This window comes from Pseudomonas sp. TREG-RG-20F-10-E-6-01 (assembly GCF_022662455.1).
Taxonomy (GTDB): Bacteria; Pseudomonadota; Gammaproteobacteria; order Pseudomonadales; family Pseudomonadaceae; genus Aquipseudomonas.
In genome coordinates, this window is the sequence record NZ_JAKNQP010000001.1 from 1,013,999 (window position 1) to 1,031,573 (window position 17,575).

The window sequence follows — 17,575 nt, forward strand, 5'->3', positions numbered from 1 at the left end:
CTGATCTCGCGTTAATTCAAAACTCGTTTAGCTATTGGTACTTTATTCAACGGCCTCACGAAGACTGTGTGGTACACGAAAAAGTATCAGTTCCTACAAAAATACCGTCGAAAGTTGCAACACGTTTCACGACAATGTCATTACCGCGCAACTTGCTATTTTTTAAGCATAAAAAAAGGCCACCCGAAGGTGGCCTTTCAAAACTAAAGAAGAGAGTTGTTACTTACACCGCCGCAACGGGACGCATGTAAGAGATCGGTGCGGTGCTGGCATCTTCGAAGGTCACGACTTCCCAAGCATCTGTCTGTGCAATCAACTTGCGCAGCAACTGGTTGTTAAGGGCGTGGCCCGACTTGAAGCCTTTGAACTCGCCTATCAGGCTATTGCCCAGCAGGTAGAGGTCACCGATTGCATCGAGGATCTTGTGCTTCACGAATTCGTCTTCATAGCGAAGGCCGTCTTCGTTCAGTACACCATCCGCGTCGACCACGATGGCGTTTTCAACGCTGCCGCCGAGTGCGAGGTTGTGCTTGCGCAGGTACTCGATGTCACTCATGAAACCAAAGGTACGGGCGCGGCTGACTTCTTTTACGAACGAAGTGCTGGAAAAATCCACGCTTGCACTTTGTGTGCGGTCACGGAATACCGGGTGATCGAAATCGATCTCAAAGCTCACTTTAAAGCCTTCGAACGGGACGAAGGTGGCGCGCTTGTCGCCGTCTTCTACTGTCACTTCCCGCAGAATGCGTATGAACTTCTTGGCTGCGTCCTGTTCTTCCAGGCCGGCAGATTGAATCAAGAATACGAAGGGTCCAGCGCTGCCATCCATGATAGGGACTTCGGACGCGGAGAGCTCGACGTAGGCGTTATCGATGCCCAGGCCAGCCATGGCCGAGAGCAAGTGCTCCACCGTGTCCACTTTGACGTCACCGTTGACCAGTGTGGTCGACATAGTGGTTTCGCCAACGTTTTCCGCGCGAGCAGGAATCTGCACCACAGGGTCCAGGTCGGCACGAACAAACACGATGCCGGTGTCGACAGGTGCGGGCTTGAGGGTCAGGTATACCTTCTCCCCGGAGTGCAGACCTACACCTGTGGCACGGATAATATTCTTCAGGGTGCGTTGTTTAATCATGGCTTGGACCGCTTCAGCGCAAATTGCGAACTGGTATCAACAAAGGCTGGCGATAATAACAGACCAGACCTTTGCTGAACACCAATCACCTTCATAGCCCTGATACATTCCATTAATCGGCCTGACGACGCAGGAATGCCGGGATGTCCAGGTAGTCCAGATCATCTTGCGGATTCGGGCTACGGGACGCCGCAGCACCGGCCTGAGCCTGGTTGCGCATCACGGTCGGACGGTCCAGATCACGGTAGTTCACCGACGGCAGTTCCTGGCGCGCAGGCGCTGGAGCGGCAGCTTGCTGGCTGGCGTGACTGTTGTGGCCGGTGTGAACGGTATTGTCGATGACCTTTACAGGCTTCTCGATTTTTGCGCCCAGGCCGGTAGCAACCACGGTCACGTGCAGTTCATCACGCATGTCCGGATCGATAACGGTACCGACTTTGACCATCGCGTGCTCGGAAGCGAAGGCTTCGATGATGCTACCCACGTCGGAGTACTCACCCAGGGACAGGTCAGGACCGGCGGTGATGTTCACCAGGATGCCACGTGCGCCTTGCAGGTTCACGTCTTCGAGCAATGGGTTGCGGATCGCCGCTTCAGTGGCTTCACGTGCACGGTTCGGACCGCTGGCGCAGCCAGTGCCCATCATCGCCATGCCCATTTCGCTCATCACGGTACGTACGTCGGCAAAGTCGACGTTGATCATGCCTGGGCGCTTGATGATGTCGGAGATACCGCGAACGGCACCGGCCAGAACATCGTCAGCCTTGGCAAATGCGGACAGCAGGCTTGCGTCCTTGCCCAGGATGGTCAGCAGCTTCTCGTTGGGAATGGTGATCAACGAGTCAACGCTTTCAGACAGCAGACGGATACCTTCGTCGGCGATCTGCATGCGCTTGCGACCTTCGAACGGGAACGGACGCGTTACGACAGCAACGGTCAGAATCCCCATTTCCTTGGCCACTTCGGCAATGATCGGGGCCGCACCGGTACCGGTACCGCCGCCCATGCCGGTGGTGATGAACACCATGTTGGTGCCTTGCAGCACTTCAGCAATACGCTCGCGGTCTTCCAGCGCGGCTTGACGGCCGACTTCCGGGTTGGCGCCAGCGCCGAGGCCTTTGGTCACAGCTGTGCCCAATTGCAGGATGGTCCGCGCGCCGATGCTTTTCAACGCCTGGGCATCAGTGTTGGCGCAGATGAATTCAACGCCTTCAATGTTGCTCTTGACCATGTGGTTGACAGCGTTGCCGCCGCCACCGCCGACACCGATTACTTTGATAACCGGGCTTGCGGGGATGTTGTCTACGAGTTCGAACATGTTCCCTCTCCTTTCGTTTTCTCTAGTTTTTTCGCCTACTGCTTATTACGGTGTTGCGGTAAATCTTTAGAAATTGCCTTTCACCCAAGCCTGCAAGCGCTCGAACAACGGCGCTTTGGCTTCGTCGTCGCCACCGCGGTAGCTGTCACGGATGCTCGGGCCCGACAGGGAAATGCCGTCGGTCTGCTTTTGCAGCCCGTACAACAGCAAGCCCACACCGGTGGAATAAATCGGATTGCGCACTACGTCGCCCAGGCCTTTGACGCCATGGGGCACGCCCAGGCGGACGGGCATGTGGAAGATTTCTTCAGCCAGTTCGACCGCGCCTTCCATCTTCGAGGTGCCACCGGTCAGCACGATGCCGGCCGGGATCAAATCTTCGTAACCGCTGCGGCGCAGCTCAGCCTGGATCAGGGTGAACAGCTCGTCGTAGCGTGGCTCGACCACTTCGGCCAGGGCCTGGCGCGACAGCTCACGCGGTGGGCGGTCGCCGACACTTGGCACCTTGATGGTTTCACCGGCACCGGCCAGTTTGGCCAGGGCGCAGGCATAGCGAATCTTGATTTCTTCGGCGTACTGGGTCGGTGTACGCAGCGCCATGGCGATGTCGTTGGTGACCTGGTCGCCAGCAATCGGGATCACGGCGGTGTGACGGATCGCACCCTCGGTGAAGATCGCGATGTCGGTGGTGCCGCCGCCGATGTCGACCAGGCACACGCCCAGCTCTTTTTCGTCGTCGGTCAATACCGAGTAGGCCGACGCCAACTGCTCAAGAATGATGTCGTCGATTTCCAGACCGCAGCGGCGCACGCATTTTTCAATGTTCTGTGCAGCGTTGACGGCACAGGTCACCACGTGAACCTTGGCTTCCAGACGTACGCCCGACATGCCCAGCGGCTCGCGCACGCCTTCCTGGTTGTCGATCACGTAGTCCTGCGGCAGGGTGTGCAGCACGCGCTGGTCAGCCGGGATCGCCACGGCCTGGGCCGCGTCGAGTACACGCTCAAGGTCCGCCGAGCTGACTTCACGGTCGCGGATGGCCACGATGCCGTGGGAATTCAGGCTGCGGATATGGTTGCCGGCCACGCCGACAAACGCCGAGTGAATCCGGCAGCCGGCCATCAACTGCGCTTCTTCAATGGCGCGCTGGATCGATTGCACGGTGGACTCGATGTTCACCACCACGCCCTTCTTCAGGCCCCGGGACGGATGCGTGCCGATACCGACGATTTCGATAACACCGTCTTCCCCGACCTCGCCGACCAGCGCCACCACCTTGGAGGTGCCGATATCGAGACCGACGATCATTTTTCCGCTTTGCACGTTTGCCATGGGTCCTGCCTCTTCTTAATTCTTCGCGACAGCGGGTTTGGCTGTCGTCGGCGCAGCTGGTTCACGCCAGCCGACGGCCAGGCCGTTGGCGTAACGCAGGTCGACGCTCGCAATGTTCGTAATCTGTTCTTTCAAGGTCTTGTCATAGATGGCAATAAAGCGGCGCATCTTTTCCACCAAGCGGTCGCGTCCCAGCAACAACTCGATGCCCGGGCCGGAACTGCCTGCCCCGGTGGTCAAAAACCAGCTGCCCCGCTCACGCAATTCCAGGCGTGCGATGGAGAAGCCCAGTGGCCGCAGCATCTGGCTCAAGGCCTGGTACTGCTGCATCACTTGCTGTTGCGCCCGCTGCGGCCCGAACAGCTGCGGCAGGTGCTCATAGTTGGCCAGCTCACGCGGGGTGAACGCCTGGCCCTGGTTGTTCAACAGCGCTTCATCGCCCCAACGGGCCACGGGCAGTTGTTCTTCCAGGCGGATCGTCACCTGGTCCGGCCACACGCGGCGCACTTCGGCATGGGCGATCCACGGCATCTGCTCCAGCTCCGAGCGCATACCGGCCAGGTCGATGGTAAAGAAGCTCGCCGCCAGGTACGGGCCGATGCGCTGCTGTACCGCTTGCTGGCTGATGTAGCTCAAGTCGCCCTGCACACTGATCTTGGTGATCGGCCGGTCGGCATACGGCAACAGGCGCTGCGCACCCTCATATGTGCCGAAGCCCAACGCCACCAGCAGCACCGGCCAGAACAGCGCCTTGAGGAAACCAAAGTTGGCTTTCGGCAGGCGCGCCGACATCGGCTCTTTAGCCACCATCCGGCTGGCACCCCGTGGCACCGGCTTGCGGCCGGGTGCTGGTGGGGGCTGATGACGAAGCGATGCGCCGTTCATGTGTTTAGCCTCTTGGCTCAATGCTGTCAGCGAGGATCGCCAGCACCAACTGCTGGAAATCCAGACCGGCTGCACGGGCTGCCATAGGTACCAGGCTGTGATCGGTCATACCCGGCGCAGTGTTGACTTCAAGGAACCAGAAATTCCCCTGGTCATCCTGCATCACGTCTGCCCGCGCCCAACCGGCGATACCCAGCGCCTCACAGGCTTTCGCCGTGAGGTCCATCAATTCCTGTTCCTTGGTTGCGTCAAGGCCACACGGGATCCGGTACTGAGTATCGGAAGCCACGTACTTGGCGTCGTAATCGTAAAAGGTGTGGGGCGTGCCCAATGCGATAGGCGGCAATACCTGGCCACGCAGGGTGGCGATGGTGTACTCGGGACCTTGGATCCACTGTTCCACCAACACTTGCGAATCGTAGGTACTTGCCGCCTTCCATGCGTCGATCAATTCGGCGGCCGAGTTCACTTTGGCCATGCCGATACTGGAGCCTTCATGGGCTGGTTTGACGATCAAAGGCAGGCCCAGTTCCTTGGCTGCAGAAATACAATCGTCTTCGCTGCACAGCACGCTGTGACGTGGGGTTGGAATACCCAGGCTGTGCCACACCTGCTTGGTGCGCAACTTGTCCATCGCCAGTGCCGAGGCAAGAATGCCGCTGCCGGTGTAAGGGATGCCAGCGCACTCGAGCAAGCCTTGCATGCTGCCGTCTTCACCGCCGCGGCCGTGCAGGATGATAAAGGCACGGTCGATTTTTTCGGCCTGCAGGCGGGCGAGGAAATCATCGCCCACGTCGATACCGAACGCATTCACGCCGGCGCTTTGCAGTGCCTCAAGCACGGCATTGCCGGACTTGAGCGAGACTTCACGCTCTGCACTCTTGCCGCCAAACAGCACCGCTACGCGTCCGAAGTCGGCAGGCGTGATCGTGGAAAACAGGGCGTCGTAGTTCGTGGTCATTTCGACTTCCCCTGCACGGCTGCAAACAAGGGGCTCGCGAGCAATTTAGGCGCGAGGCCACCGATATCACCGGCGCCCTGGCACAGCAGGATGTCGCCGGCACGCAGCAGCGGCTTGACGATGGGCGCCAGGTCCACACCGCGCTCGATGTAGATCGGGTCCAACTGGCCACGCTGGCGGATGCTGTTGCACAGCTTGCGGCTGTCGGCGCCCGGGATCGGCTCTTCACCGGCCGGGTAGACTTCCATCAGCAGCAGCACGTTGGCATCGGCCAATACATTGACGAAATCGTCGTACAGATCGCGGGTACGGCTGTAGCGGTGCGGCTGGTACACCATCACCAGGCGGCGCTCCGGCCAGCCACCGCGCACGGCTTTGATCACGGCGGCCACTTCGGTCGGGTGATGACCGTAGTCGTCGACCAGCATCACGTCGCCACCGTCTACCGGCAGTTGGCCGTAGACCTGGAAGCGACGACCAACACCGGCAAAACGCGACAGGCCTTCAACGATGGCTTCATCGCTGACGCCCTCGTCGGAGGCGATGCAGATGGTCGCCAGGGAGTTGAGCACGTTGTGGTTGCCCGGCATGTTCACCGAGACATCCAGCGGCTCGCGGTCAGGGCGCAGCACGGTGAAGAAGGTTTGCATGCCTTCCTGGCGCACATTGATCGCGCGCACGTCAGCGTCTTCGCTGAAGCCGTAGGTCACGGTCGGGCGCTTGACCTGCGGCAGGATTTCACGCACCACCGGATCGTCCAGGCACACCACCGCCAGACCGTAGAACGGCAGGTTGTGCAGGAACTCGACGAAGGTTTTCTTCAACTTGTTGAAGTCACCGTCGTAGGTTGCCATGTGGTCTTCGTCGATGTTGGTAACCACCGCGACCAGCGGCTGCAGGTGCAGGAAGCTCGCGTCACTTTCATCGGCTTCGGCGATCAGGTAGCGGCTGGTGCCGAGCTGGGCGTTGGTGCCGGCTGCATTCAAACGGCCACCGATCACGAACGTCGGGTCCAGGCCACCGGCGGCGAACACCGAAGCGATCAGGCTGGTGGTGGTGGTTTTGCCGTGCGTACCGGCAACGGCAATGCCGTGGCGGTAGCGCATCAGCTCGGCGAGCATCTCGGCGCGCGGCACCACCGGAATACGGCGCTCAAGGGCGGTGGCCACTTCCGGGTTGGAGGTGTTCACGGCACTGGAAACCACCAGTACATCAGCCTCGGCGGCGTTTTCGGCACGGTGGCCGATAAAGATCTGCGCACCGAACGACTTCAGGCGCTCGGTGACCGGCGACTCTTTCAAGTCAGAGCCGGACACCTGGTAGCCCAGGTTCAGAAGCACTTCGGCAATCCCGCACATGCCCACGCCGCCGATGCCGACGAAGTGGATGCGACGGATGCGGCGCATCTCGGGTTGTGGCATGGCTTTCTGATTCTCAACCATGGGCCACCTCCAGGCAGATGTCGACCACGGTGCGGGTTGCGTCAGGTTTGGCCAGGCGGCTTGCGGTGCTCGCCATGCTGTTGAGTCGTTCCGGTTGCATCAAAACCTCGGTCAGACGTGCGGCCAAATCGGCGGCGCCAGTCGTTCTTTGCGGCAGCAGGAAGGCAGCGCCCTCCCCGGCCAAATATTCGGCGTTGCGGGTCTGGTGATCGTCAATCGCGTGGGGCAAAGGCACCAGCAAGGACGGCAGACCGGCGGCGGCCAGTTCACTGACGGTCAGCGCACCAGCGCGACAAACCACCAGGTCGGCCCAGCCATAAGCGTGGGCCATGTCTTTGATGAAGGGCTGCACATTCGCCTCGACACCGGCCTCGCGGTAGCGGGCAGCGGTGATTTCATCGTGATTCTTGCCGGCCTGATGGAAGATCTCCGGGCGCAACTCCACGGGGAGTTGAGCCAACGCTTCGGGCAGCAATTTGTTCAGTGGCTCGGCACCCAGGCTTCCGCCGAGGATCAGCAGATGCGCCTTGCGCCCGGCCAGCGCCTCACGGGCAATGGCCATGAACAGTTCGGTGCGCACCGGGTTGCCGGTGGTGCGCAACTTGTCCGAGGCTGCAAAGGTTTTCGGGAACGCTTCACACACACGCGAGGCCAACGGCACCAGCAGGCGGTTCGCGGTACCGGCGACGGCGTTCTGCTCGTGCACGATCACCGGCACGCCAGCCAGCTTGGCGGCAACGCCGCCAGGGCCGGTCACATAACCGCCAAAACCCAGCACGCATACCGGCTTCACTGCACGCATGACTTTGCGTGCCTGCCACACCGCCTTGAGCAACACGAACGGCGCCTTGAGCAGGGACAACTTGCTCTTGCCGCGCAAGCCGGCGACGTTGATCAAATGCAGTGGCAAGCCGGCGTTCGGCACCAATTCATTTTCGATGCCGCGCGGCGTGCCGAGCCAATGCACGGTGTAGCCGCGGTTCTGGAACTCACGCGCGCACGCCAGGGCCGGGAACACGTGGCCCCCGGTGCCGCCCGCCATGATCAGCACGTTAGCGCCCATGGTTCGGCTCCTCGGCAAAATCGCTTTCGCTGAATTCCATCTCTTCGCTGCCCAAGTGGGTTCGACTCTCCCACTCGATGCGCAGCAGCAACCCCAGGCACGCGCAGCAAATCACCAACGAACTGCCGCCGTAACTGAGGAACGGCAAGGTCAGGCCCTTGGTCGGCAGCAGGCCGACGTTCACACCGATATTGATCAGGAACTGGCCGATCCACAGGAACGACAAGCCGTACGCCACATACGCGGCGAAATACTGTTTGGCCTTCTCGGCCCACAAGCCGATGTACATGCCGCGTACACACACGAACACGAACAGCGCGACGGTGCACAGCGAACCCACCACGCCAAGCTCTTCGGCAAGTACCGAGAACACGAAGTCGGTGTGCGCTTCGGGCAGGTAGAACTGCTTCTGCACGCTGTTGCCCAGGCCCACGCCCAGCCACTCGCCGCGGCCAAAGGCGATCAACGCCTGGGTCAGCTGGTAGCCGGAACCGAACTGGTCGGACCACGGGTCGGTAAAGGTAATCAGACGGGCCATCCGGTAGGGTTGCGCCTGCACCAGCACCGTCACGGCGGCCACGGCCAGCACCACCATCAAGGTGAAGCGGAACAGGCCGACGCCACCGAGGAACAGCATCGCGGCGGCCGCGCCCATCATCACGACGGTGGCACCGAAGTCGGGCTCCATCAGCAACAGGCCGGCCATTGGCAGCAGCACGATGAATGGCTTGAAGAAGCCCATCCAGCTTTCGCGCACTTCCTTCTGACGGCGTACCAGGTAACCGGCGAGGTAGATCACCACGAACACCTTGGCGATTTCCGACGGCTGCACGTTGAACGCACCGAAGCCGATCCAGCGCATCGAACCGTTCACCTCGCGGCCGATGCCGGGCAGGATCACCATGATCAGCAAGCCGAACGCACCGATCAGCATCATCCAGCCCAGACGCTGCCAGGTGGCAATCGGGATCATCATGGTGACGATGCACGCGCCAAGGCCGATCACCAGGTACACCAAGTGACGAATCATCATGTACAGGGTGTTGCCCGACTGCACGGCGGCCACTTCGGAGGACGCCGAGGTGATCATCACCAGGCCCAGGCCCAGCAGCGCCAGGCAACCGGCGAGCATCGGGAAATCAAGGTCGACGCCGCGCCCGGTAATGATCGGCGACGGGTACGGTTTGATGATATTTCTGAAATTCATGCCAAGGCCTCCACGGCGCGAGCGAACAGCTGGCCGCGCTCTTCGTAGTTCTTGAACATGTCGAAACTGGCGCACGCTGGCGACAGCAGCACGGCATCACCCGGCTGGGCCAAGGCTTTGCACTGAGCGATGGCGTCGTCCAGGGACGTCGCGCGCACTTGCGGCACGGCGTCACCGAGGGCAGCGGCGATCAAATCAGCATCACGGCCCATCAGCACCACGGCGCGGCAATGGGCAGCCACCGGACCTTTAAGGTCCTTGAAGTCGGCGCCTTTGCCATCGCCACCGGCGATCAGCACCAGCTTGCCTTCGATATCGTCGCCAAGGCCTTCGATGGCAGCCAAGGCGGCACCGACGTTGGTGGCCTTGGAATCGTTGTAATAGCTGACGCCGTTGAGGTCGCGGACCCACTGGCAGCGGTGCTCAAGCCCGGCGAATGTGCGCAGGCTTGCGAGCATGGCATCGAACGGCAGGCCAACAGCGTGACCGAGTGCCAGCGCCGCCAGGGCATTGGACTGGTTATGCGCGCCACGGATTTTCAGCTCGCGCACCGGCATCAGGTTCTGGAATTCGAAGGCCAGGTATTTCTCGCCGTTCTCTTCGCGGATGCCGAAGGCTTTGAAGTCGGGCTTGCCGAGGCCGAAGGTCCAGCACGGCAGGCCTTCGCCCATCAGCGGACGGCTCAGGGCGTCCTGGCGGTTGACCACCACTTGCCGGGCACCGCGGAAGATCCGGTGCTTGGCCAGGTGATAGGCCGGCAGGCCGCTGTAACGGTCCATGTGGTCTTCGCTGACGTTGAGCACCGTGGCTACTTCAGCGCCGAGGTCGTGGGTGGTTTCGAGCTGGAAGCTCGACAGTTCCATCACGTACAGCTCGACGTCGTCGCTGAGCAGGTCCAACGCCGGCGTGCCGAGGTTACCGCCCACGGCCACGCGCTTGCCGGCCGCAACCGCCATCTCGCCGACCAGGGTGGTCACGGTGCTTTTCGCGTTGGAGCCGCTGATGGCCACAATTGGCGCTTTCGCGTTACGCGCGAACAGGTCGATATCGCCGGAGAGCTTCACGCCACGTGCGGCAGCGGCTTGCAAAGCCGGTGTCGCCAGGGCCAGGCCGGGGCTCACGTAGAGCTCATCGGCGCGGCACAGAAACTCGACATCCAACTCGCCACAACGCACTTCCACGTGCGGGTAGTCACGGCGCAGCGTGACCAGCTCCGGTGGATTTTCCCGCGTATCGGCGACGGCAAACGACGTGCCCCGGTTCGCCAGGAAGCGAACCAGGGACATGCCGCTCTTGCCGAGGCCGACAACGATGCGGAAGTGGTCTGAAGCGATCAGGGACACTCGTTTCTACCTCAGTTTCAGGGTGGCAAGGCCGACCAGTACCAGAATCACGGTGATGATCCAGAAACGGACAATCACGCGTGGCTCGGGCCAGCCCTTGAGTTCAAAGTGGTGGTGAATCGGCGCCATGCGGAACACGCGGCGCCCGGTCAATTTGAAGGAAGCCACCTGGATGACCACCGACAGGGTTTCCATCACGAACACACCGCCCATGATGAACAGCACGATTTCCTGGCGAACGATCACCGCGATGGTGCCCAGGGCTGCGCCCAGCGCCAGTGCGCCGACGTCGCCCATGAAGACTTGTGCGGGATAGGTGTTGAACCACAAGAAGCCCAGGCCGGCGCCGATCAGCGCGCCGCAGAACACAATCAGTTCACCCGCGCCCGGTACGTACGGGATCAGCAGGTATTCAGCGAATTTCACGTTACCCGACAGGTAGCAGAAAATGCCGAGCGCACCGCCGACCATCACCGTCGGCATGATCGCCAGGCCGTCGAGGCCGTCGGTCAGGTTCACCGCGTTGCTGGAGCCGACGATCACAAAGTAGGTCAGCACCACGAAGCCGATACCCAGTGGAATGCTGGCGTCCTTGAGCATCGGAATGATCAGGGTGGTTTCCACCGCGCTTGGCGCAGTGGTGTACAGGAAGATCGCGGCGGCAAGACCGAATACCGACTGCCAGAAATACTTCCAGCGGCTTGGCAGCCCCTTGGAGTTTTTCTCGATCACTTTGCGGTAGTCATCGACCCAGCCGATGGCGCCGAACAACAGGGTCACCAGCAGCACCACCCACACGTAGCGGTTATGCAGGTCGGCCCAGAGCAAGGTACTGATGCCGATGGACGAGAGGATCAGCGCACCGCCCATGGTCGGGGTGCCGGATTTGGACAGGTGCGACTGCGGGCCGTCATTGCGAACCGATTGACCAATTTGCAGGTTCTGCAGGGTGCGGATCATCCACGGCCCCAGGAACAGCGACAGAGACAGCGCGGTCAGCACACCCAGAATCCCGCGCAGGGTCAGGTACTGAAAGACCGCGAAGCCTTTGTGGAACTGTTGCAGATACTCAGCCAGCAGCAGCAGCATTAATGTTTCTCCGTACTTGAGCCACACAAGGCCGCGACGACGTTTTCCATCACCGCGCTGCGCGATCCCTTGATCAAAATGGTTGTGTGTTTGTCTTGTTCAGCCACGCCCAGCGCCTGGATCAGCTCGGCCTGGGTTGCGAAATGCCGCGCGCCGAGGCCAAAGGCATCGACGGCGTGCGCCATGTTCGGGCCGACGGCGTAGAGCGCGTCGACTTTTCCGCTGGCGTAGGCACCGACTTCGCGGTGGCCTTGCTCTGCCCAGTCGCCCAATTCGCCGATATCACCCAGCACCAGAACCTTGCGCCCGGCAAAGCCCTTCAACAGGTCAACAGCGGCATTAATGGAGGACGGGTTGGCGTTGTAAGTGTCGTCGATCACGCGCATCCCGTTAGTCGCCAACTGCGCGACGGTGCGGCCCTTGACCGGCTGCACTGCGCCCAGGCCGGTAGCGATACCGAACAGCGACACACCCAGGGCATGCGCGGCGGCGGCGGCGGCCAAGGCGTTGGCAACGTTGTGGTTGCCGAGCAGATTCAATTGCACGTGCTCGTCGCCTTGCGGGGTGTGCAAGGTGAAGGACGGGCAGCCTCGGGCGTCAACGGTGATGTTGGAGGCGTGAAAATCAGCGGCGGCATTGGCCACGGCAAACGTCAGCACCTTGCGACCGGCGGCACGTACACGCCAGGTCTCGAAGGCCTTGTCGTCGAGGTTCAATACAGCGGTGCCGGATGCATCGAGGCCTTCAAGGATTTCGCCCTTGGCTTCGACGATTTTTTCCGGGCCACCGAACTCGCCAACATGGGCGGTGCCGGCGTTGTTGATAATCGCCACGTGAGGCTTGGTCAGCGCCACGGTGTAGGCGATTTCGCCGATGCGCGAAGCACCCAGCTCGATCACCGCCGCCGTGTGTTCCGGGGCCAGCTCGAGCAGGGTCAGCGGCGCGCCGAAATCATTATTCAAGTTGCCACGGGTGGCGAGCACCGGCCCGCGCGTGCGCAGGACACCGGCGAGCAATTCCTTGACCGTGGTTTTGCCGCTGGAGCCGGTGATGGCTGCAACCGGCTTATCAAAGGCGGCGCGGTTCAATGCACCCAACTGGCCCAAGGCCAAACGGGTATCTGCAACCAGCAATTGCGCCAAGGTGGAATCGGTCACTTCACGCTGCACCAATGCACCCACGGCACCTTTGGCAGCGACGTCGTTCAGGTAGTCGTGACCATCAAAACGCGGGCCGGCCAAGGCCACAAACAATTGCCCAGGCTTGATGTTACGGCTGTCGATACTGACGCCGTCGAAGCTGCAATCGCTCGACACTACGCGGGCCGACAGGGCCTGGGTCAGTTCGCTGAACGTCATCGCTTTAAGCATGGGCAACCTCCCAGGCGGTCAAGGCATGGTCGGCCTCGACGAGATCGGAGAAGGCATGGCGCTCGCCGTTGATTTCCTGGTAGTCCTCGTGGCCTTTGCCAGCCAGCACTACCACGTCGTCAGCGCTGGCGCTGGCGATCAATTGGGCAATGGCGGCGCCGCGACCGGCCACGAAAGTAGCCTTGGACGCGTCTTTAAAGCCAACACGGATGTCGTCGAAAATCTGGCTTGGGTCTTCGCTGCGCGGGTTGTCGTCGGTGACGAGCACGCCATCGGCGAGACGCTCGACGATCTCGGCCATCAACGGACGTTTGCCGCGGTCACGGTCACCGCCGCAGCCGAACAGGCACAGCAACTTGCCATTGGCATGCGGGCGCAGGGCTTCGAGGACTTTTTCCAACGCGTCCGGGGTGTGGGCGTAATCGACCACTACCAGCGGCTGCGAACCGCCGCCCAAACGCTGCATGCGGCCGGCCGGGCCTTCGAGCTTGGGCAGCACGCGCAGGATTTCATCGAGTGCGTAATCCAGGCCAAGCAGCGCGCCGATGGCAGCCAGCACGTTGCTCAGGTTGAAACGGCCGAGCAAGGTGCTGCGCAAGTGGTGCTCGCCCTGCGGCGTGACCAGCGTGGCGAGCACGCCTTCATCATTGAATTGGGCTTCGCGGCAATACAGGTAGGCGCTGGAATCTTCCAGGCTGTAGGTGATCAAGCGCGATTCGCTGTCCTCGGCAGCCAGCTGGCGGCCAAAAGCGTCATCGAGATTCACCACACGGCATTTCAGATCATTCCAGGCGAACAGCTTGGCCTTGGCGGCGGCGTACGCCTCCATGGTGCCGTGGTAATCAAGGTGATCGCGGGACAGGTTGGTCATCACCGCCACGTCGAAGGCCAGCGCAGTAACACGGCCCTGGTCCAGACCGTGTGAGGAGACTTCCATGGCAACTGCCTTGGCACCGGCCTTTTTCAGGTCAGCCAGGGTCGCTTGCACGGCAATCGGGTTTGGCGTGGTGTGCAGGCCGCTTTGCAGCGCGCCATAAAAACCGGTGCCCAACGTGCCGACAATGCCGCAGTGCTGACCCAGCAGGTCAAGCGCCTGGGCGACCAACTGGGTCACGCTGGTCTTGCCGTTGGTGCCGGTCACGCCGATCAGGTTCAGTTGACGGCTTGGGTCGCCATAAAAGCGCCCGGCGATGTCCGAGAGCTGCGCAGCCAGGCCTTTGACCGGAATCAATGGCACGTCGGTGATCGGCAGCACGGTGGCACCGTCCACTTCGTACGCCACGGCTGCCGCACCACGTTGCAGGGCATCGGCGATGTGCGCACGACCATCGAACTTGCCACCAGGCACGGCCAGGAACAGGTCACCGGCGCGTACGTTACGGCTGTCCAGGCTCAATTCGCGGATCAGCAGATCGCGTCCGGCGTGGGCAAAAATCTTGTTCAAGCTAAGAGACATCAGCCGCGCCCTCCATTGGCTTTGGCAGCAGCGGCCGGTGGACCGGCGTTCGCTTGTTGAGTCGGCGGCAGGTTGTCCGGCGTAATGTTCATCAGGCGCAGGGTGCCGGACATCACTTTGCTGAACACCGGTGCCGATACCAGGCCACCGAAGTAGCCGGCCTTGCTTGGCTCATCGATCACAACAACGATGGCGTAGCGCGGATCACTCATCGGGCCGAAGCCGGCGAACAGCGAGCGGTACGAGTTCTCGGCGTAGCCTTTGGTGCCGACCGACGTTTTACGTGCGGTACCGGACTTGCCTGCCACGTGATACGCCGGCACCTGGGCACGGAACACGCCACGCGGCGCTTCGATCACTTGTTGCAGCATGCCTTGCATGGTCTTGGCGACGTTTTCCGGGATCACCTGGGTGGCTTTCGGTGCTTCGTCGACGTGGATCAGGCTCAGTGGAACCATGCGGCCATTGTTGGCCAATACAGAGAATGCGTGAGCCAGCTGGATCGCGGTCACCGACAGGCCGTAGCCATAGGAAAGCGTGGCCGTCTCGGCCTTTTTCCAGTCGCGGTAGTTCGGCAGGTTGCCCACGCGCTCGCCTGGGAAGTCCAGACCGGTGGGTTGGCCCAAGCCGATTTTCTGCGCCAGGTGATAGATGGTTTCGCCGCCGATATCGAAGGCAACTTTACTCATGCCGACGTTACTGGAGTTGATCAGAATACCTGTCAAATCCAGCACCGGACCTTCAGTGCGGGACACGTCACGAATGGTGTATTTGCCCAGCTGCAAGGTGCCTGGGTAAACCTCAACTTTGTCGCTCGGTTTCCAGCGCCCGGTTTCCAGGGCAGCACTCATGGAGATGGCTTTCATGGTCGAACCCGGCTCGAACACGTCGATCATTGCGCGGTTACGCATCATCGCCGGTTGCAGGTTGCGACGGTTGTTCGGGTTGTAGGTCGGCTGGTTGACCATGGCGAGGATCTCGCCGGTCTTCACGTCCATGATCACCAGGCTGCCGGCCTTGGCGCCGTTCTCGATGATCGCGTTACGCAGCTCGCGGTTGGCCAGGTATTGCAGGCGCAGGTCAATCGACAACGCCAAGGGCTTACCGGCCTTGGCGTTTTTGGTGACCTGGACATCCTTGATCAGTCTGCCGCGTCGATCCTTGATGACCTGCCGTTTGCCGGGAACCCCGGCCAGCCATTCGTCGTAGGCCAGTTCCACACCTTCACGGCCGTGGTCATCGATGTCGGTAAAGCCAACCATGTGCGCGGTGGTTTCACCGGCCGGGTAGAAACGACGAAACTCCTCGATGCCATAGACACCGGGGACTTTAAGGTCGAGCACCTGTTGGCCCTGTTCAGGGGTCAGGCCGCGAACCAGGTAGATGAATTCTTTATTGGCCTGGGCTTCCAGGCGCTCGGACAAGGCTTTTGGGTCCTGGCCCAGGGCGGCGGCCAGTTCCGGCCACTTGTCCTTGGCAACCTGCAATTCCTTGGCGTTGGCCCACAGGGTGGTTACCGGAGTACTGACGGCCAGAGGCTCGCCATTACGGTCGGTGATCAGACCGCGGTGCGCAGGAATCGGGATATGCCGCAGGCTCCGAGCGTCGCCCTGGCCGATCAGGAAGTCACGGTCAACCACTTGCAGGTCGATGATCCGCCAGGCAATCGCGCCCACCATCAAGGCTAGCAAACCCAGCATCAGGCGGAAGCGCCAAGGGTAGAGTGCGCCTTCAAGTTTCATCATGGCGCCACCATCCGAACTTCGGCCGCGCCCGGAATGTGCATCTTCAACTGCTCGGTCGCCAGCACTTCGATGCGGCTATGGGCGGTCCAGGTGCTTTGCTCGAGGATCAACCGGCCCCACTCCGCCTGCGCTTTATCACGCACGCTCAATTCCCCGTACAGGGTATTGAGCAATTGGCGGTTGTAGTGGGCGCTGTAGGACACCGCAATCGCGGACACCAGCACGCCGATAAACAGCAGCAACATAAAGAAGCTGCCGCCCGGAAGGGGCTTGGCGAAAAGCTTGCTCACCGCAACTTCTCCGCAACGCGCATGACGGCGCTACGGGAACGTGGGTTGGCCTTGAGTTCGGCTTCGGAAGCGAACTGCGCTTTGCCATGGATTTTGATTTTCGGCACAAAGGCTTCGAAACGCACCGGCAGGTTGCGCGGCAGGTTATCGGACTCGCCCTTGACCAGACGACGCATGAACAGTTTGACGATGCGGTCTTCCAGGGAGTGGAAGCTGATCACCACCAGGCGACCGCCCACTTCCAGGGCTTCCAGTGCGGCTTCGAGGCCGGCTTCCAGATCGCCCAATTCGTTGTTGACGTGAATGCGCAGGCCCTGGAACGCACGGGTCGCCGGGTTCTTGCCCTTTTCCCAGGCAGGGTTGGCGACTTTCAGCACTTCGGCCAGGTCAGCGGTGCGTTCGAACGGCTGGATTTCACGGCGTTCGACCACGGCACGGGCCATGCGGCCGGCGAAGCGTTCTTCACCGTATTCCTTGAACACGCGGGCAATTTCTTCCACCGGCGCGGTGGCGATGAACTGCGCGGCACTGACACCACGGGTAGGGTCCATGCGCATGTCGAGCGGGCCGTCGTTCATGAAACTGAAGCCACGTTCCGGGTCATCGAGCTGCGGCGAAGACACGCCCAGATCGAGCAAAACCCCGGCCACCTTGCCTGCCATGCCACGCTCGGCGACTTCGGCACCCAGCTCGGCAAAGCTGCGCTGTACAACGACAAAGCGGCCGTCTTCGGCCGCTAGCGCTTGCCCGGTGGCAATCGCTTGAGGGTCTTTGTCGAACCCGAGGAGCTTACCGTCGGACCCGAGCTGGCTGAGTATCAACCGACTGTGCCCGCCCCGGCCGAAGGTGCCATCCAAATAGCAGCCATCCGCGCGTACGGCGAGAGCCTCAACGGCTTCGTCAAGCAGTACGGTGATGTGGTTAAAGCCGCTATCAATA

15 protein-coding genes are annotated in these 17,575 nt (G+C 61.3%); all 15 read right to left on the reverse strand.

Features of this window, described 5'->3' with window-relative positions; all coding sequences use genetic code 11:
- Nucleotides 1-223 precede the first annotated feature (223 nt).
- The 15 genes from lpxC to rsmH all read right to left on the reverse strand — a co-directional run bounded on the left by lpxC (nucleotide 224) and on the right by rsmH (nucleotide 17,574).
- Nucleotides 224-1,135 (reverse strand): UDP-3-O-acyl-N-acetylglucosamine deacetylase, encoded by a 912-nt coding sequence (gene lpxC, locus L8K08_RS04770; RefSeq protein WP_003216227.1) that lies wholly within the window; start codon nucleotides 1,133-1,135, stop codon nucleotides 224-226.
- Nucleotides 1,136-1,247: 112 nt separating this feature from the next.
- A complete protein-coding gene (gene ftsZ, locus L8K08_RS04775) occupies nucleotides 1,248-2,453 on the reverse strand; it encodes a cell division protein FtsZ (protein ID WP_017138180.1) in 1,206 nt (401 codons plus the stop codon).
- Nucleotides 2,454-2,519: 66 nt separating this feature from the next.
- On the reverse strand, nucleotides 2,520-3,785 hold the full coding sequence (gene ftsA / locus L8K08_RS04780) for a cell division protein FtsA (RefSeq protein ID WP_017138181.1): 1,266 nt from the start codon (nucleotides 3,783-3,785) through the stop codon (nucleotides 2,520-2,522).
- 15 nt (nucleotides 3,786-3,800) lie between these two features.
- A complete protein-coding gene (locus tag L8K08_RS04785; RefSeq protein ID WP_106579561.1) occupies nucleotides 3,801-4,670 on the reverse strand; it encodes a cell division protein FtsQ/DivIB in 870 nt (289 codons plus the stop codon).
- A gap of 4 nt (nucleotides 4,671-4,674) precedes the next feature.
- Complete coding sequence (locus tag L8K08_RS04790; RefSeq protein WP_145166181.1) at nucleotides 4,675-5,631, reverse strand: D-alanine--D-alanine ligase; 957 nt, start codon at nucleotides 5,629-5,631, stop codon at nucleotides 4,675-4,677.
- Nucleotides 5,628-7,073, reverse strand: coding sequence for a UDP-N-acetylmuramate--L-alanine ligase (murC, locus tag L8K08_RS04795; protein WP_242194648.1), 1,446 nt, complete (start codon nucleotides 7,071-7,073; stop codon nucleotides 5,628-5,630). The genes L8K08_RS04790 and murC overlap by 4 nt, the downstream gene beginning before the upstream one ends.
- Entirely contained in the window at nucleotides 7,066-8,136 is a 1,071-nt protein-coding gene (gene murG, locus L8K08_RS04800; RefSeq protein ID WP_145166179.1) for an undecaprenyldiphospho-muramoylpentapeptide beta-N-acetylglucosaminyltransferase, read from the reverse strand. The genes murC and murG overlap by 8 nt, the downstream gene beginning before the upstream one ends.
- Nucleotides 8,126-9,343, reverse strand: a complete 1,218-nt coding sequence (gene ftsW / locus L8K08_RS04805; RefSeq protein ID WP_106579565.1) for a putative lipid II flippase FtsW — start codon at nucleotides 9,341-9,343, stop codon at nucleotides 8,126-8,128. Before ftsW ends, murG begins: the two co-directional genes overlap by 11 nt.
- A complete protein-coding gene (murD, locus tag L8K08_RS04810; protein WP_242194650.1) occupies nucleotides 9,340-10,686 on the reverse strand; it encodes a UDP-N-acetylmuramoyl-L-alanine--D-glutamate ligase in 1,347 nt (448 codons plus the stop codon). Before murD ends, ftsW begins: the two co-directional genes overlap by 4 nt.
- Nucleotides 10,687-10,692: 6 nt before the next feature.
- A complete protein-coding gene (mraY, locus tag L8K08_RS04815; protein ID WP_003171875.1) occupies nucleotides 10,693-11,775 on the reverse strand; it encodes a phospho-N-acetylmuramoyl-pentapeptide-transferase in 1,083 nt (360 codons plus the stop codon).
- The gene (gene murF / locus L8K08_RS04820) at nucleotides 11,775-13,145 is read right to left on the reverse strand and encodes a UDP-N-acetylmuramoyl-tripeptide--D-alanyl-D-alanine ligase (RefSeq protein WP_145166177.1); all 1,371 of its coding nucleotides are present in this window, start codon (nucleotides 13,143-13,145) and stop codon (nucleotides 11,775-11,777) included. Before murF ends, mraY begins: the two co-directional genes overlap by 1 nt.
- Nucleotides 13,138-14,601 carry a UDP-N-acetylmuramoyl-L-alanyl-D-glutamate--2,6-diaminopimelate ligase gene (locus tag L8K08_RS04825; protein ID WP_242194652.1) on the reverse strand — a complete coding sequence of 488 codons (1,464 nt, stop codon included), beginning with the start codon at nucleotides 14,599-14,601 and terminating at the stop codon, nucleotides 13,138-13,140. Before L8K08_RS04825 ends, murF begins: the two co-directional genes overlap by 8 nt.
- Nucleotides 14,601-16,343 (reverse strand): penicillin-binding protein 2, encoded by a 1,743-nt coding sequence (locus tag L8K08_RS04830; RefSeq protein ID WP_164487968.1) that lies wholly within the window; start codon nucleotides 16,341-16,343, stop codon nucleotides 14,601-14,603. The genes L8K08_RS04825 and L8K08_RS04830 overlap by 1 nt, the downstream gene beginning before the upstream one ends.
- Nucleotides 16,343-16,636: a cell division protein FtsL gene (gene ftsL, locus L8K08_RS04835; protein ID WP_016974244.1), complete on the reverse strand. Its 294-nt coding sequence runs from the start codon at nucleotides 16,634-16,636 to the stop codon at nucleotides 16,343-16,345. Before ftsL ends, L8K08_RS04830 begins: the two co-directional genes overlap by 1 nt.
- Nucleotides 16,633-17,574, reverse strand: coding sequence for a 16S rRNA (cytosine(1402)-N(4))-methyltransferase RsmH (gene rsmH / locus L8K08_RS04840; protein ID WP_085983643.1), 942 nt, complete (start codon nucleotides 17,572-17,574; stop codon nucleotides 16,633-16,635). The genes ftsL and rsmH overlap by 4 nt, the downstream gene beginning before the upstream one ends.
- Nucleotide 17,575 lies beyond the last annotated feature (1 nt).

Excerpts from the sequence above, each read along its gene's own strand:
- L8K08_RS04825 (WP_242194652.1), bottom strand. The coding sequence starts at position 14,601 with ATGTCTCTTAGCTTGAACAAGATTTTTGCCCACGCCGGACGCGATCTG.
- mraY (WP_003171875.1), bottom strand. The coding sequence starts at position 11,775 with ATGCTGCTGCTGCTGGCTGAGTATCTGCAACAGTTCCACAAAGGCTTC.
- L8K08_RS04790 (WP_145166181.1), bottom strand. The coding sequence starts at position 5,631 with ATGACCACGAACTACGACGCCCTGTTTTCCACGATCACGCCTGCCGAC.
- ftsZ (WP_017138180.1), bottom strand. The coding sequence starts at position 2,453 with ATGTTCGAACTCGTAGACAACATCCCCGCAAGCCCGGTTATCAAAGTA.
- murC (WP_242194648.1), bottom strand. The coding sequence starts at position 7,073 with ATGGTTGAGAATCAGAAAGCCATGCCACAACCCGAGATGCGCCGCATC.
- ftsW (WP_106579565.1), bottom strand. The coding sequence starts at position 9,343 with ATGAATTTCAGAAATATCATCAAACCGTACCCGTCGCCGATCATTACC.
- murG (WP_145166179.1), bottom strand. The coding sequence starts at position 8,136 with ATGGGCGCTAACGTGCTGATCATGGCGGGCGGCACCGGGGGCCACGTG.
- murF (WP_145166177.1), bottom strand. The coding sequence starts at position 13,145 with ATGCTTAAAGCGATGACGTTCAGCGAACTGACCCAGGCCCTGTCGGCC.
- ftsA (WP_017138181.1), bottom strand. The coding sequence starts at position 3,785 with ATGGCAAACGTGCAAAGCGGAAAAATGATCGTCGGTCTCGATATCGGC.
- lpxC (WP_003216227.1), bottom strand. The coding sequence starts at position 1,135 with ATGATTAAACAACGCACCCTGAAGAATATTATCCGTGCCACAGGTGTA.
- L8K08_RS04785 (WP_106579561.1), bottom strand. The coding sequence starts at position 4,670 with ATGAACGGCGCATCGCTTCGTCATCAGCCCCCACCAGCACCCGGCCGC.
- L8K08_RS04830 (WP_164487968.1), bottom strand. The coding sequence starts at position 16,343 with ATGAAACTTGAAGGCGCACTCTACCCTTGGCGCTTCCGCCTGATGCTG.